Origin of the sequence: Cohnella sp. CFH 77786 (assembly GCF_019400745.1) — a bacterium.
In the GTDB taxonomy this organism is placed as follows: Bacteria; Bacillota; Bacilli; order Paenibacillales; family Paenibacillaceae; genus Cohnella.
The window spans coordinates 22179-38985 of record NZ_WJIB01000014.1; the positions used below are offsets into that span (position 1 = coordinate 22179).

Sequence of the window (16807 nt, forward strand, 5' to 3'; positions counted from 1 at the left end):
GGCTTACGATTATTGGGGTTTGTCCGCGTTCCGGCTGCGTTGTATGATGAGAGCAAAAGCCGACTACAAGAGCTGGATGTGATCGATTGCGTAAACGCTTGCAAGGATGGGGCCAGCGGCTGATGCTGCGGCTTGACGACATGCCGCTGCAGAAGAAGCTGATCGCCGCATACGTCGTCGTGATTCTGGTACCGATCATTTTGTTCTCCATGATTACGTTCAACCGGTTCGCAGGCAGCACGATCCGCGATATCATCGACAAGAACAAATACATGCTGGAGAACGAGCTGACGAACATCGTCAACAACATGGAGCTGATGGAGCGGACTGCGACGCTGATGATCACGAACGATAATGTCGAGGAATATTTGCTGCGGTCAAGCGAACCGGAAGCGAACGAATTGATCACATTCAATACCGAAACGTTCAAATCGCTGCAGAACCTTCATTTCAATAACCCGAAAATCGAGAACATCCGGCTCTTTACGAACAATCCGAATGCGTTCGAATTGTGGCCGATCATTTTTCACGAAAGCCGCATCGCGAACGAGAGCTGGTACCGGGACGTGCTAAGCCGCAAAGGGGTCGTGCACTGGGAAATCAATCGGGTGAGCAAGGATTTGATGGACCGTTATTTGGCGGAGCGGGACGATACGCAGATCAATGTGTCGTTGATGCGGGGGATCAATTATACGAGCGAGCATGACGGGATTGCGGAAGTTAGCATGACGATCAATAGCTTCGTGCCCAAGATGTTTGCATCGAATCCGGTCGATCAGTCCCAGTTGCTCCTCTACGACCGGAACGGAATGGTGTACGGCAACACGGCGGCACCGTTTTTTGCTAATCTGTCCATGGATGAAATCAAGCGCCACTTCGCAGCGAATCTGGGCGACGGCGCGACGGACTTCCGGTTCTCTTATAACGGCTTGCCTTACTTGTGCGTCTATACGAAGATCGATAGGCTGGACGCCTATATGCTGAGTATTGTTCCGCTGGAGAATACGATCAACGAAATCCGGGATACGCGCAATCTGATCATTTTAGCCGCTGTCGTTCTCATCGTGCTGTTGTCGGTCATCACGTACGTGATGTATTCGTTCATTCTGAAGAAGCTTCATTCGCTGCAGGGATCGATGAAAAAAGTGCGGCAAGGCGATTTCAACATTGACCTGGACATCCGCGGCAGCGGCGAGGTGGGGGAACTGGCGCACCATTTCCGCAAGATGGTCAGCAAGATCAACGAGCTGATCGCGGATGCGGTCAATAAGCAGGCCGCAACCAAGGAAGCGGAGCTGAAGTCGCTCAAGAATCAGATCGATTCGCACTTCCTGTACAACACGCTGGAAAATTTGAAAATGCTGGCGGAAATCGAGGGCCAGTATACGATATCGGACGCACTGACGTCGCTCGGCGGCATGATGCGCTACAGTATGAAGTGGACCAGCAATCAGGTTCGGCTCAGCGATGAGATTGCGCATATCAAAAATTACATCTCGATCATGAACATCCGCTATGACGGACGTCTATCGCTGAAGCTCGATATTCCGGCTGACTACATGAACCAAGAGGTGCCTAAGATGTCGCTGCAGCCTATTGTCGAGAATGCGCTTAAGCATGGGCTGACGTCGCAAGCGGAGGGACTTATTATCGCGATCCGCTGCCTCTTATCGGGAGGCGCGATGCTGATCGAGGTGTCGGACAACGGAACGGGGATGCCCGCCGCGCAGGTCCAAGAGGTGAATGCGAATCTGAGAATGAATGACGAGTCATTCTATGGTAAATATGGAAATAAATTGAAGGAAGAGGAGAAGGAAAGCGGAGGCAGCGGCATCGGCCTGCGCAATGTCACGCAGCGAATCATGATGTATTGCGGGAACGAGTACGGTATGCGAATTGACAGCCAGGAGGGAGCGGGAACGACTGTGACGATCAAGCTGCCTTATTCCATCTTATCCGGAGGGTTGACCACCCATGCGAAACGTGCTGATCGTGGATGACGAAAAGAACATACGGCTTGGTCTTCGCGCGATGATCGAGCGCGAATTCCAAGGCCGGTTTGCCGCGCTGTTGGCTTCGGACGGCGAGGAGGCGCTGAAGGAGCTTTCGCGGGAGAAGATCGATCTCATGATCACGGACATTCGGATGCCGAATATGGACGGCATCGAGCTGATCAACCGCGTCCGGGAGCTGGAGAACCAGCCTTCGGTGATCATCCTCAGCGGGCATGACGATTTCGCCTACGCGAAGGAAGCGATCCGCTGCGAGGTGAAGGAGTATTTGCTGAAGCCGATCGTGAGAAGCGAGTTGTTCCAGGCGTTGAACCGGTTGGACAGGGAGCTTGAGCGCAAGGAGGAGCAATCCGCTCTGCTGGAAAGCTCGCTCAAGCAGCAGGAGGACTATCAGGAGAGTCAGCTCCGGATCGTGCTGCTGCAGCCCGAACTGCCGGCATCGGACATCCACACCATGCTGGGGAAAGCTGGGCTCGATTGGTTGGACGGGGATTTCCGCATTGCCGTACTGAAGCCGGACGATGTGACTTCAACCGGGAAACGGCCGGATTTGAAGGCGGCCGTCGATTCGCTGCTGACGGATGAAGCGTTGGAAGCGGATGTCCGGTGGCTGCGATTTTACGATAAAGACGGGCAACTCGTCGTCGCCGCGAATCACGAGAAGCCGTTCCGGTTGTTGGCGGAGCATGCGTTGGGACGCAATTTTCTCGCGTTCCGGATGGGGCTCGGCGCTCCGACCTCCGGCATGGAGCATCTGAAGCCGGCATACGAGCAGGCGCTAAAGGCAATGAAATATACGTTCCTGCAGGCCAATCCGAGCTTTGCTGCGTATGAGAATATGAAAGATCTCGACACAGGCTATACGCTGCCGGCAGCGGACATTCAGAAGCTCGCTAACATGCTTGGATCGGACCGTGAGAAGGAGATGAAGTTGCTGCTGCACCAGCTCTTGGACATCCGGACCGTAAGCAGGTATGATCTCGCGTATTTGGAGGCGGTAAGCGCCGCGTTGAACGAGCTGGTCTTCGATAAGGTGTTCTATGCTTATGGGGAAGAATCGATCGAAATCTTGAAGCTGTATAAGATGGTGGGCAACATCTATAACTTCAATCATTACCACGACTATGTCCATGGGGTCGAGAGCCTGCTGTTCCAGCTGAACGAATACGTGAAGACGATGAAAGCGGCGCATGTCGACAATAAGGAGATGAAGCGGGCGCTGGCGTTCATCCAGGAAAACTATCATAAGGATCTGAATATGGCGACGGTGTCGAACCACGTTTCGCTTAACTATACGTATTTCAGCGAATCGTTCAAGCAATATACGGGTGAGAGCTTCGTCAATTACTTGAAGAAAATCCGGATCGAGAACGCCAAGCGGCTGCTCGAGACGACGGATCAGAAGGTGTACGAGATCGGTGAGAAGGTCGGCTTCGAGAATACGAAGAACTTCAACCGCGTGTTCAAAGAAATGGAAGGCGTAACTCCGCTCGAATACCGCGAACGGCGTCATATGTTCGAGTAAAAGAGGTGACGGGCAATCATGAGATTATTTCGCAATCTTATTTACACGTGCTTGTTTTTTTTGACGGCTTGTTCACCTAACCTGATTGATGAAACGGAAAACGCTGTTCAAAATAATAACAAAATCAGACTCGAATTTTTTTCTCCAAAGGTAGAGACAGTTGAAATATTTGATGAGCTTATACATGATTTCGAAAGAGAAAATGCGGATATTGACATTGAGCAAATCATCATACCTAACGGAATGGAAGTATTAAAAAAAAGGATAGCAAGAAGTCAGGCTCCAGATATCTTCATCACTTATCCTCTTGAACAAGATTATGTCATTCGGGCAGAAAAAGGCTATTTGCTCGAACTCACTCAAGAAGACTTTATTCAAAATATAAATCCGACTATTCAAAATAGATATCTAGTCCATGGCAAAATGTATGGGGTCGCCTTAACCCAAAATGCGGTAGGAGTTCTATATAACAAGGAAATTTTTGAACAGTTACATTTAGAAGTTCCGCAAACATGGGATGAGTTTATTCAAGTGCTTGAAGCCGTAAAGTCTGCGGGGGTAACGCCTATCCTTATGCCCAATAAAGACGCAGACACAACCAGTGTATTCAATCTAAATTTGGTATCCAATGAATTTGACAGCCAGTACTGGGATCAAGTGAATCAAGGAAAAGTAAAAATATCGGGTGACTCGAAATGGATGGATGTAGCAGGAAAAATGTTGAAAGTCGTTTCATTTGCACCTAAGGATTCATTTGAGACTGACTATGAGCAAGCGAATCGCGGTTTTGCTGAAGGATCAGGAGCGATGTACGTAACCGGCACATGGGCGCTATCTTTCATCGAAAAATGGAATCCGCACTTGAAATATGGAATTTTCCCATTTCCGGCTTCGAATGACCCGCTAAAAAATCGAGTGCTTGGCGGTGTAGACATTGGATTGGCGATATCCAAGGATACACGGCATCCCGAAGCAGCAAAGGAATTTTTGAAATTTCTAGTAAAGAAAGAAAACGCCCAAAGATTATCCGACTATGAAGGCTCCATCAGTGCTGTTCAGGGTGTTACGGTGAAAAAGACCATTGTTCAACCTTTAGTGGAACTGGTACAAAACAATAAAAACGTGAATTGGCCTAATCATTACTGGGTAGGGGGAACTCAAGCCGAACGAGACTATCGAAGGTATAGCCAACAATTTTTTATGGATAAAGACATCGGGACATTTCTTCGCCATTTGGATCAAATGTTTGCCTTTTACCGGGAAGAGTTCAAATCATACCATGCATAACAAAATTGGAGGTGAAATTGAATGTTATGTTTCTCAAACTCCAACATCGAATGATCATTGGATTTTTATTATTCATTCTTTTGCCAATCCTTATTGAGGGCTGGGTTTCTTATCAAACTTCTGCGGATACTTTAAAGAAAAATATAAGCGAACAAGTGCTTCAAACTTTAAAATTGATGGATATGAATTTGTCCGCTTCTATTTCAGAACTAAATTGGTTTTCGGATAATGTTGTGGATTCTCCCGATATACAAAAATTTTTAAAATTTAAAGAGAACGAGAATATTGCTGATTTGTACAATCAAAATCTGAATATAAAAAGTGTTATGTACAGTAACTCGATGGTCGAGGATTTTATCCTCTATACAAAAAAAGAAACCGTATTTCACTTGAAGAGTTTCCCCAGTCCATCGTTGCAACAATTGGAAGGGAGTTCTTTTTTTCATGAGATCATGAAAGAAAATGGGAGGCCGGTTTGGTTATCTCCCGCGGAAAACGATTTGTTTGTGCCTTCTGGAAAATTGATGTTGACGCAAGGGCGATTGATCATTGATTACAATAATTTGGAATATTTAGGGTACTTCGTCTTGCATATAAAGCTGGATCTTTTGGACAGGATCTTTACCAAGCTGCATCAAACCAACTCTTCAGAACTGATCATTAATCAGTCGGGAAAAATCTTATACAGTTTCGATCATCAATGGATCGGTCAACAGCTTCAAATGAACCACCTTCCGGAAATTACAACCGGAAAACAAGGATACTTCATCGATACATGGCAAGGGAAAAAAAGTTTGGTTACCTACTACCTCTCTGATTTGAATGAAGATGCGAAGAAGGAATGGATACTCGTATCGATTAAGCCATGGGATAGTTTGTCAAATCAAATTTATTTTATCCGTAACAACACGATAGCCATCGTCATTGTTGGAATTTTCATGGCACTGCTATTTAATCTTCTATATGTAAAGAAAATATTAGGTTTCATTTCTCAGTTTCTCCGGAAGATGAATCGAGCTGAACATGGGGATTTAGCTGTCCGTATGCCTGCATTTGATTTCCTTGAGTTTAAAACTCTGGCATTGGGATTTAATAAAATGATTGAGCAAATCGGACTGCTTTTGCAGCAAGTGAAACGGGAACAGGAAAGAAAGAGGGAAGCCGAGTTTCAAGTGCTTCAACAGCAAATTAATCCGCATTTCTTATACAATACTCTCGAATCCATCAATTCCTTGGCAGCATTAAACGGACAAAAGGAAATTAGTAAAATGACGATTAACCTAGGAAAGCTGCTCCGGATAAGTATCAATGGGGCTTATGAGGTTATGGTCAGCGATGAAATTCGTCATGTAATAAGCTACTTGGAGATACAAAAAACCAGATTTAATAACCGATTTGAATATGAAATCAACGTGGAAGACGAGTTAAAGAATTGCCCTGTACTGAAACTTATTTTACAACCATTGGTAGAAAATATTCTTTATCATGCTTTTGATCAGCACCAGAAAATCGGGCAAATTTCGATTATAGGTTGTATAGAAGGGGGGAAAGGATGTTTTTACATTCAGGATAACGGAAAAGGAATAAAAAATGAGACTTTGACTAAATTCAGTGATCAGTATTTACGAGTGGATTACCGCAGAAATAACGGACATGGGATTAAAAATGTTCAAGATCGTTTGAAGCTTTACTATGGCAATGCTTATGGACTCATGATCTGCTCATTCGAGGGGTCGGGAACAACGGTCAAAATCACTTTTCCGATGATAAAAGGTGATGAACATGACGTTTAAGGTTTTTATTGTTGATGATGAGCCGATAATCGTGAAAAGCTTGGAGAAGACGATCCATTGGCAGGAACACGGATGCGTGATAGCGGGAACAGCAGAAAATGGAACGCAAGCATTGGAAAGTATGAATGAGATTGAGCCTGATCTCGTTTTAACCGATATACGCATGCCTTTGATGAATGGCCTTGAATTGTTGAAAGAAGCAAGCCGGCTGGCTCACCAGCCGAAGGTCATTTTGCTTAGCGGATATGATGAATTTGAGTATGCGCGGGAAGGATTAAAATACAATGCATTTGACTATATTTTAAAGCCGATCGACTATGAGCAGGTGGAAGAATGCATCTCACGTGTCGTACAAGAGTTGAAACTGGAAAGAAAAGAAAAATATGAACATCTGAAACAGATCATCTATAATCATTTGACTTTGACTCAAGTTGAAGATGAACTTCCGGAAAGCCGCCTGTTTGAAGTTGTTGTCGCTCAGGTTGAAAATGATGGAACTGGAAAACAGGAACTGTTTTACAAATGGGCGAACCAACAATCTTATAAATATCATGAATCCGATTTTTTCATATATAAGTTTAATCATAAACAATTGGCGATCATAATAACCGATAGGCTCAAGAAAACAGAGGAGATTCAACCTAAAGCGAAATCATTCATACAGGAGATGCTGTCTTTCTTTAACCAGAATTGCGTCATTGCCATTGGAAATCCTGTTATGAATTTGTCAGATCTATATGATTCATTTGTACAGGCGCAAGAGTTGATCAAGATGGGCTCCGTATTAAAGCTGAATGTGATTTCAGAAGATGCCATAAAAGATTATAAAGGACGAAATTCTGCGATTGATTTGATAGACGAAGCAAAAGCGTATTTGGAGGACCATTTTAACGAAGATATCGGAATGGAGCAGGTTGCGGATAAAATTGGGCTTAGCGTCAGTTATTTTAGCGTAATCTTTAAACAACAAACCGGAATGACATTATTGGAATATTTAACGACCTTTAGGATTGAGCGTGCATGTATATTATTGAGAAGCTCCGAAATGATGACCTATGAAATCGCTCAGAAGGTTGGCTATTTCGATCAACGGTATTTTAGCCAGGTATTCAAAAAGAAACTCAACATGACTCCAAGCGAATATCGAAAAAAATACATGGATTCCTATGATTCCTCGCCATAAGGTGAGGAATTTTTTTTGAAGAAAAAAATTTGAACATCAATCAAAAGAATGGCGCATTATGAAAGCGTTTAAATTCTTTTATGATTGGATTAGAGAGAGGGCTAAAAGAAATAGCCTATATTCTCTTTTTTGTAAGCGGTAACAAAATTAAAGGAATAGTTGGAGGTGGGTACCAAAAATTTACATATGAAGTTAAAAAATAAGGATCATTCGAGTGTTTTTGACCGATCGAAATTCGGGATAATCTCATTTTACAAGGGGAAAGAGAGTGTATAAATGAAAGAGTCAGTGTTAATTCGAAGGTCTGAAGTCAGGGTTATGTTCAGCAGCTTTCTAGTTGTCGTACTTCTTTTACTAACCTTAGGAACAGCGAGAGAGAGCTCCTACGCGGCTGTGGGATATCCTGGGGACGCGAAGCTAACAGCGAATTGTTCGACCGATTCTTGTTCACTTGGGTGGCAAGCTGCGTCAGGAGCATCTGGCTACCAGGTTTACCGTTCCACCAGCTATAACGGGGAGTATACGAAGGTGAGTTCCTCGGTAGTAAGCGCGACGCAATTCACGGATGACGGACTTCAAGCGAATAAATCGTATTTTTACAAAATTTCTGCGCTAATTTCTGATTCTGAGTCCGGATTATCGGACTATGCCATTGGGATCACCGTTGTTAACCCATTTGGTCCCAATGTTCATATTGTTAATTCAGTGATGAGTTCAGCAGATATTCAAAGCATAGCTGATTCTATTTTTGCAATGCAAGAGACAGATGAATTTGTAGAGGGAAGACATACGATTTTTTTCCAACCCGGCTCCTACACTGAATTGAATGTTAGAGTGGGCTTTTATACACAAGTGGCTGGGTTAGGAATTCATCCTGATGATGTTAATATTCAAGGCACCGTTAATGCCGACGCAAAATGGAATAACGGAAATGCGCTAGTAAATTTTTTTAGATCAAGCGAAAATATGTTCATAACGACGCCGTCCGACAAAGCTGCGCAATGGGCTGTTTCGCAAGCAGCTCCAATGAGAAGAATGCACATTCGCGGGAATATGCTTTTATTCGATTTTGACCCTAACTGGAATGCCGGTTATGCAAGTGGAGGTTTTCTTGCGGATTCAAAGATAGAGGGAACTATAATTCCGGCATCGCAACAGCAATGGTTTTCTCGGAATAATGAGTATACTGGCTGGTCCAATGGCGTATGGAATATGGTATTTGTTGGTGATTCAACGCCGCCTGCCGGAACATTTCCAACGGATCCTTATACTGTCGTAGACACGACGCCGATCATGCGAGAAAAGCCGTTTCTTTACCTAAATCAATCGGGAGCGTATAACGTATTCGTACCCGATGTCCGAAAGGATTCAAAGGGTGTTAGTTGGTCATCAGGGCAAACGCAGGGCACATCGATTCCAATTGATCAGTTTTATATTGCAGCACCAGGCTCATCCACAGCGTCGAGCATAAATGCTGCTTTGGCCCAGGGGAAACATCTTCTATTTACGCCAGGAATTTATCACTTGGAGGACACGATTCGGATCACAAATCCGAACACTGTTGTCATGGGGCTTGGATTTGCGACTTTAGTGCCGGATAATGGCCAAATAGCCATGACAGTCGCAGATGTGGATGGTGTCAGTGTATCCGGTCTCTTGTTTGATGCGGGAAGCCTCAAATCTACCGCGTTGCTAAAAGTTGGTGAAATGGGGAGCTCCAATGATCACGCGAGCAATCCTATATCCTTACATGATTTGTTTTTCCGAGTAGGCGGTGATCGAGAAGGCTCCGTCGATACCAACCTTGAGATTAACAGTCGAGATGTAATTGGCGATCACTTCTGGATTTGGCGCGGAGATCATGGGACAGGCACTGGAGGGTGGACGACAAATGACTCTCTCCATGGACTTGTTGTAAATGGAATGAATGCAACTATATATGGATTATTCAATGAACATCATAATCAATATCAAACGGTGTGGAATGGAAATGGCGGCCGATTGTATTTCTATCAATCGGAAATTCCTTATGAGGTGCCCGATCAAGCTTCCTGGATGAGTCATGATGGGAAAGTAAATGGGTATGCTTCTTACAAAGTTGCGGATACAGTTACTTCCCATGAAGCTTGGGGACTGGGGATATATTCTTTTTTTCGGGATGCAAATGTTAAGCTGGAAAGCGCAATCGAAGTGCCGGATGTCAATGGCGTTAAAATCCATCATGCAACTTCTGTATTCTTATCAGGGCAAGGCGAAATTACACATGTCATTAATCAAACTGGAGGAGCTGCGAATCAGAGCAGTTATCGACAAACCATAACCGAATATGAAGCGATTGGGAATAAAGCATTGTCCGGTTTATCCGTGGATCAAGGAACGCTTACGCCGATGTTTGCGCCATCACAGCTTACTTATAGCGTTGATGTGGCGAATAATGTTTCGAGCCTTAATGTCTCCCTGATCAAAGGAGATCCGAATCAAGAGATAACGGTAACGGGAGCGGTATACAACACTTTAACGGGCACCTACAACGCTTCGAACTTGCAAGTTGGGCCTAATCCGATTCAGATTACGGTTACCGCGCAGGACAAGACAAATAATACGTATAATCTCATTGTGAATCGATTAAGCAACAACGCGGATTTGAACGGACTTACGTTATCGAGCGGTACACTATCTCCTGCATTCTCAGCGGGAACAACCGATTACAGTGCCAATGTCGCTAATCGTGTATCCAGCATAACGGTAACGGGCAGCGTCTATGACAGCAACGCTTCGATGAAAGTGAACGGAACAACGGTTGCCAACGGCCAGGCAAGCGGCGCTATCAACTTGAATGCAGGTAGTAACCTGATCACAATCGATGTAACTTCACAGGATGGAACGACGAAGAAATCTTATAAGATTACAGTGACACGCGAACAGGCGCCATCCGGTAGCGGCGGTGTCGGTAATACACCAGCAACGACCTCAAGCGATAAAGTTACCTCGACGGATGGTAAACTAACGCTTCCTGTTGGAAAATCTGGTGAGGTTAGTTTGGGCGATGAGGTTAAGATCAATATTCCTGCCGACGCTTTCGGGAAAGATTTGCATGTAACGATTGAAAAAGTGGCGGACACCGAAAAGTTGCTCACGAAAAACCATGTTCTGGCCAGCCCGGTATTCGAAATTTTGAAGAACTTCACAGAGAACTTTAGCAAGCCGCTCACGCTGACCTTTACCTTCGATCCGAAAAGCTTGAAGAACGGTCAAAAGCCTTCCATATTTTACTATGACGAAGCGAAGAAGGTATGGGTGAAAGTAGGCGGCACGGTAAACGGCAACCGCATCACCGTTGAGGTAAATCACTTTACCAAGTTTGCGGTACTCGGTGAAGACCAGGAAAAGGTTCCCGCGGCCGAAACGATTCATCTCAGCGATATCTCCGGGCACTGGGCTGAGACAAGCATCAATCAAGCTGTAAATGGCGGCATCGTAAGCGGTTATCCGGACGGAACGTTTAAGCCGGATCATACCGTGACGCGCGCGGAATTTGCGGTTATGCTGATGAATGCGCTGAAGCCGCAAGGCGAAGGAGCGACGCTGACTTTCACCGATAAAGAGAAGATAGGTTCTTGGGCGCAGAAAGCAGTCGCGCAAGCGGTGCAAGCCGGCATGATCAGCGGATATGAGGACGGCACTTTCCGTCCAGATGCAGAAATAACACGCCCGGAGATGGCAGTGATGATCGCCAAGGCGCTGGGACAGTCAGTTGAAACTACAACGACAACAGGCTTCGCGGACGACAAAGACATTCCGGCATGGTCGAAAGGCGCAGTGGCGGGCTTGAAAAAGCTTGGCATTATCGAGGGCAAAGGCATGGACGAATTTGCTCCTTTGGATAAGACTACAAGAGCAGAGGCAGTAACGGTTCTGCTGAAGATGCTGGCACACAAATAAGTAACTTTAGCAGAACAAACTATGGTCTCCGGTTTGCCCTTTCTGCTGCGAAAGACACTACGATTATGTAGTGTCTTTCGCTATAGATGGATCGCTATACCGCCTTTATCATCATTACTGACTCTTCAGGGGCCATTTGAACTCCGAATCGGATCGATCTATTTTATTGAAGAAAAAAAATTTGAACATCAATCAAAAGAATGGCGCATTATGAAAACGTTTAAATTCTTTTATGATTTGATTAGAGAGAGCGCTAATGATGAAATAGCATAAATTCTCTGATATGTAAGCGGAAACAAATTTATCGTAATTAGTTGGAGGTGGTTGCCAAAAAAAAACATATAAGTTCATAAAATAAGGATCGTTCGAGTGTTTTTAACCAATCTAACGGGGGAATGAGCGAATGAAAATTTCTAATCTGTTCACTAAATGGATGTCAGTAGGCTTGATTTCTATTTTATCAATGGCTTTATTTGCTGGTTGTTCTTCAAATCAGCCAACAGCAGAACCGGAAAAACAATCAGAAGAAAGCAAGGTAGAAATAGAATTTTTTCAATTAAAACCGGAAGCTGTGGATACTTACAATGAGATTATTAAGAAATTCGAATCAGAAAATCCTAATATTAAAGTTACACAAAACAACGTTCCGGATGCTAAAAATGTTTTGAAATTGAGAATGACTTCCAATGATATGCCGGACATATTTATCGCTTATCCCAATGAAGCTGAATTTAAAAAATATGTAGAAGAAGGATATATACTGGATATCTCGGATCAGAAAGCACTTGAAAATGTAAACCCCAATGTACTTGACAGCATTAAAATAAATAATAAAAGCTATTCCCTTCCGATTTCTCTCAATACGATCGGAATCTTTTACAACAAGGCAATATTTGATCAATTGAAATTAAGCGTTCCTAAAACATTTAGTGAATTGATTGCCGCAGCGGAAAAAATTAAAGCGGCTGGAATTGTGCCATTCGCTTTGTCGGATAAAGACGATTGGACCGCAGGCATTCAAGCGAACGATTTAATTGGAATGGAAATGGGAAAAGAAAATGCTGATCAATTTTTTGCAGACGTAATCGAGGGCAAGCAATCAACAGCCAATAATGAGGTGTTGGGGCAAGTCGCTGACAAAATAATCGAACTAAGAAAATATGGCCCGGCAGATGCATCATCACTTGGATATGACCAAGCGATAAGCATGTTTAGTACTGAAAAGGCTGCTATGTTTATTAATGGAATTTGGGCAAATCCTTCGGTTATTAAAGCAAACCCAAATTTAAAATATAGCATGTTCCCGATCCCAGCCACTGAAGCAGGGAATACAAAGGTGATTTACGGAATCGATGCAGCAGTTTCAATAAGTGCAACAACGCAACATAAAGAAGAAGCAGCGAAATTCCTTGAGTTTTTATCCAAAACAGAGACAGCGCAGCTATTTGCTGACAAAGATAAATCTCCGTCTGTTATTAAAGGCGTGAAAGTTAATTTTGAGCCTATCCAAAACTTAACACAGTATTTAGATGAAAATAAAAGTTTTGAATGGTTACATTTTAAATGGCCCGCCGGAATGGAAGGCCAATTTAACAAAGAAGTACAAACATTAGTTGTTACGAAGTCTAAAGATGACTTTTTCAAAAGATTAGATGAGGAATTTAAGAAAAGCAAAAAGTAGAAGGAATGTAAGCCATGATGGGATTCCTCAAGAGAATCCCATCATGGCATTTACGAATGAAATGAGGCGAGGAACATCGTGAAAACACTTCTAAATAAACATACCCTTTTTCTTTTCACAGTGCCTGCATTTGTTTTATATACGATTTTTTTTATTTCTCCTATGTTTAATGGCTTATATTATAGTCTTACCGATTGGGACGGTTTTTCAAAAGATTACGATTTCGTCGGTTTATCGAACTTTATTGAAGTCATGAAAGACGAACAAATTCGAAATAGTCTAACTTTCACAACTCGATATACCGTGTTATTGGTTTTCTTTACGGTCATCATATCGTTATTTTTAGCGCTATTACTGAATTCAAAGATACGTCTAAGAACCTTTTTCCGTTCCGTTTATTTTTTTCCGGCAGTATTGAGTTTACTCACAGTGGGTTTAATTTTTAACCAAATATTTTATCAGGTCCTCCCATTCATGGGGAAAGGCTTAAATATTGAATTTTTATCAGTAAATATATTAGCAAGTCCAACTTTGGCTCAATTCGGCATATTGTCTGTTAATATATGGCAAGGGGTTTCGATTCCGACAATACTATTTATTGCTGCACTTCAAAGTGTACCTGCAGAATTAATTGAGGCAGCTAAAATCGACGGGGCAACTGCCGTACAAAGATTCAGAAATGTAGTCATCCCTTATTTGATCCCAGTGATGAATATCATTATTATCATTACGTTAAAAAACGGACTTACTTTATTTGACTATGTAAAAGCAATGACCGACGGTGGACCAGGCAGAGCTACAGAATCAATTGGCATTTTAATTTATAATTATGCGTTTGAAGAGCTTAAATTTAGCTATGGTATAACAGTGTCTATTGTATTGTTTTTCATTATGGGTGGTATTTCGATCATCCAATTGAAATGGTCTAGTAAATTCGAGGTGAAATAATGATGAATCTAAGGAGTCAGGTCGGAAATATCGCCACGTACTTCATTTTGGCTTTTGGAGCCATTTTGATTTTCTTTCCTCTTTACTTGACCGTTATTGTTGCCATGAAGACACCGGCAGAATCAGCCCAAAGTTTTTTTGCACTTCCTTCATCGTTTTATCTTGAAAATTTTAAAGAAGTCATCAATCGCGTAAATTTTGGAACCTATGTCATGAATTCTGTTATTATAACGGGTATTTCACTGATCCTTATCACCTATTTCGTCCCCATGGTTTCCTATTCAATATCCAGAAATTCAGATAAGAAATACTATAAGTTTCTGTTAATTTATTTTACTTTGGGTATATTTATTCCTTTCCAAGTGATTATGATTCCAGTTGCAAAAATGATGACGCAGTTTCATTTATTAAATATAACGGGATTGATTATCCTTTATGTAACCTTTTCCCTAATTCAGGGGGTGTTTCTATTTGTAGGTTATTTACGAACGATTCCTTATGAGCTTGAAGAAGCGGCATATATGGATGGGTCTACGGTGTGGGGGACATACAATAAGATCATCTTTCCATTACTCAGACCCATGACGGCAACTCTTCTTATTATGAATGCGCTTTGGATCTGGAATGATTTCTTGCTTCCATTGATTATGTTAAATAAATCACCTAAGTTTTGGACGTTGCAGTTATTTCAATATAATTTCAAATCGCAATATTCATTTGATTACAACTTAGCGTTCGCATCATTTTTAATGTCCATGGTGCCAATCATGATTGTCTATATATTTACGCAAAGGCATATTATTGCTGGTCTGACAAATGGAGCAGTAAAGAGTTAAGCATTAAATTTATTCAATAGAGAGCAGACGACTCTTCCTAATTAATTCAGAACATGAACTCTCCAAAAGATTATTGAATACTGTAAATGCAAAATTGTAATCATAATAGTCCCGATGATGCAATATTCATAGGGACTTTTTCATCTAAGGGCTTTTAATGTGTCTACAGTTGGGGGAAGAATTCGGAGAATTACGAAAATTAAATGATCTATGACAAGTTAAGTTTTCGAGATTGGCGTGGGTCACTCATCGTCACCGTCAGTTAGTTTAGCACTTCAAAACTTTAGATTTATCTGAAAAAACACCACTTCAGAAGTATTATTGTAAATCCGAACTTGCGAAATAACCAGCAAACCTTGTGTTTGCTGGGTTTGTGCACTTCAGAACTTAGTTGTTCGTTAACAGCTTGTTCAGTGAAAATAAAGTATTAGACTGCTGGGTGAGACAGCATTTACTCCGAATAACAGGCATATGAGATTGAACCCCGTAATTGTAACTAATTACGGGGTATTTTTGTTTTCTGGAGCTGATACAGTTGAATCTAGGTGAGAAAGTCAGATTTATTCGAAAATCAAATGAATTGAATCAAAAGGAATTTTCGGTCAGGATTGGAATCTCACAAGGGACACTTAGTGATATTGAACGCGGTGTTTGCCTCCCGTCATGCGAAACGATTATTGCACTCAGAAATAAATTCAAATGCGAATTGACTTGGCTCTTGTCATTATGAAAATCATTTCTTTACTAATCGTTCTCAATAAGTTATATTGTTGTCAGGAGGGAAGTGGAATGGCCAGAAGCAAAGAGTTCGAAGAGTCCGCGGTTTTAGATAAAGCGATGAGGCTCTTTTGGGAACAGGGTTACGAGAAGACATCCATGAATGATCTGGTCGAGCATATGGGAATCCATCGCAGAAGCTTGTATGACACATTTGGCGACAAACATACTCTGTTTCTGAAAGCTTTGGATCGTTATGGTGACAAAAACAGCGCCCCGCTTGTAAGAGGAATGAAAAGCTCCAAGACTGCAGCGGAAGCTCTTCAATTTCTATTTGGGCTCACGATTCGAGGAGAAGAGGACTTACCTTCCGGCTGTTTAATGGTGAATTCGGCCGTGGAATTGGCGGCGCGCGATGCCGATGTTGATACGAAGTCCACTGAAGCGTTCACAACAGCAGAGCAGCTACTCAAGGAAATTATTCTTTGGGGTCAGAGGGACGGTGAATTTACTTCTGAATATGATGCTGGGGAACTGGCGGAATATCTGCATAATGTTTGGGTTGGGTTAAGAGTAATGGCAAGAACCTCGATTGCCAAAGACAAAGAAAAACTTAACCGTATAACCGATATATCGATGAAACTTTTAGAAAAATGATTGAGTTATTTTTTTAGCAATACTAGAATGTTTGTTCTCGAATGATTGAGTCTCTCTGCACCTGAAGCTATTTCTTCCTGCTGATATCACACGCATAAGGATGAGTGTCCGACTTCCAATCATACGCTTAACATGAGGTGATGAATATAGGAAACTCTCAACTTGAAGCAAGATGGTAATCTTTTATAAATTTGAGAATGATCGTTCTAAAATATTCATAGCGCTC

At 42.6% G+C, this 16807-nt stretch carries 11 protein-coding genes; all 11 read left to right on the forward strand.

Annotated features, from left to right (window positions below; genetic code table 11):
- Positions 1-86: 86 nt before the first annotated feature.
- The gene (locus GE107_RS19545; protein ID WP_255570665.1) at positions 87-2000 is read left to right on the forward strand and encodes a sensor histidine kinase; all 1914 of its coding nucleotides are present in this window, start codon (positions 87-89) and stop codon (positions 1998-2000) included.
- Positions 1975-3537 carry a response regulator gene (locus GE107_RS19550; RefSeq protein ID WP_219641684.1) on the forward strand — a complete coding sequence of 521 codons (1563 nt, stop codon included), beginning with the start codon at positions 1975-1977 and terminating at the stop codon, positions 3535-3537. The genes GE107_RS19545 and GE107_RS19550 overlap by 26 nt, the downstream gene beginning before the upstream one ends.
- Positions 3538-3555: 18 nt before the next feature.
- Positions 3556-4824: an ABC transporter substrate-binding protein gene (locus tag GE107_RS19555; protein WP_219641685.1), complete on the forward strand. Its 1269-nt coding sequence runs from the start codon at positions 3556-3558 to the stop codon at positions 4822-4824.
- A gap of 26 nt (positions 4825-4850) precedes the next feature.
- Positions 4851-6617 carry a cache domain-containing sensor histidine kinase gene (locus GE107_RS19560; protein WP_219641686.1) on the forward strand — a complete coding sequence of 589 codons (1767 nt, stop codon included), beginning with the start codon at positions 4851-4853 and terminating at the stop codon, positions 6615-6617.
- Positions 6607-7800 (forward strand): response regulator transcription factor, encoded by a 1194-nt coding sequence (locus tag GE107_RS19565; RefSeq protein WP_219641687.1) that lies wholly within the window; start codon positions 6607-6609, stop codon positions 7798-7800. Before GE107_RS19560 ends, GE107_RS19565 begins: the two co-directional genes overlap by 11 nt.
- A 528-nt stretch (positions 7801-8328) precedes the next feature.
- Positions 8329-11742 (forward strand): S-layer homology domain-containing protein, encoded by a 3414-nt coding sequence (locus GE107_RS27265; RefSeq protein ID WP_219641688.1) that lies wholly within the window; start codon positions 8329-8331, stop codon positions 11740-11742.
- A gap of 403 nt (positions 11743-12145) precedes the next feature.
- Positions 12146-13423: an ABC transporter substrate-binding protein gene (locus tag GE107_RS19575; protein ID WP_219641689.1), complete on the forward strand. Its 1278-nt coding sequence runs from the start codon at positions 12146-12148 to the stop codon at positions 13421-13423.
- A gap of 78 nt (positions 13424-13501) precedes the next feature.
- Complete coding sequence (locus tag GE107_RS19580) at positions 13502-14371, forward strand: carbohydrate ABC transporter permease (RefSeq protein WP_370636463.1); 870 nt, start codon at positions 13502-13504, stop codon at positions 14369-14371.
- Positions 14371-15207 (forward strand): carbohydrate ABC transporter permease, encoded by an 837-nt coding sequence (locus GE107_RS19585; RefSeq protein WP_255570666.1) that lies wholly within the window; start codon positions 14371-14373, stop codon positions 15205-15207. The genes GE107_RS19580 and GE107_RS19585 overlap by 1 nt, the downstream gene beginning before the upstream one ends.
- A gap of 535 nt (positions 15208-15742) precedes the next feature.
- Positions 15743-15937: a helix-turn-helix domain-containing protein gene (locus GE107_RS27270; protein WP_219641690.1), complete on the forward strand. Its 195-nt coding sequence runs from the start codon at positions 15743-15745 to the stop codon at positions 15935-15937.
- Between the two features lie 59 nt (positions 15938-15996).
- A complete protein-coding gene (locus tag GE107_RS19595; protein ID WP_219641691.1) occupies positions 15997-16581 on the forward strand; it encodes a TetR/AcrR family transcriptional regulator in 585 nt (194 codons plus the stop codon).
- The last annotated feature ends 226 nt before the right edge of the window (positions 16582-16807 follow it).

Excerpts from the sequence above, each read along its gene's own strand:
- GE107_RS19550 (WP_219641684.1), top strand. The coding sequence starts at position 1,975 with ATGCGAAACGTGCTGATCGTGGATGACGAAAAGAACATACGGCTTGGT.
- GE107_RS19555 (WP_219641685.1), top strand. The coding sequence starts at position 3,556 with ATGAGATTATTTCGCAATCTTATTTACACGTGCTTGTTTTTTTTGACG.
- GE107_RS19560 (WP_219641686.1), top strand. The coding sequence starts at position 4,851 with ATGTTTCTCAAACTCCAACATCGAATGATCATTGGATTTTTATTATTC.
- GE107_RS19565 (WP_219641687.1), top strand. The coding sequence starts at position 6,607 with ATGACGTTTAAGGTTTTTATTGTTGATGATGAGCCGATAATCGTGAAA.
- GE107_RS19575 (WP_219641689.1), top strand. The coding sequence starts at position 12,146 with ATGAAAATTTCTAATCTGTTCACTAAATGGATGTCAGTAGGCTTGATT.
- GE107_RS19585 (WP_255570666.1), top strand. The coding sequence starts at position 14,371 with ATGATGAATCTAAGGAGTCAGGTCGGAAATATCGCCACGTACTTCATT.
- GE107_RS19595 (WP_219641691.1), top strand. The coding sequence starts at position 15,997 with ATGGCCAGAAGCAAAGAGTTCGAAGAGTCCGCGGTTTTAGATAAAGCG.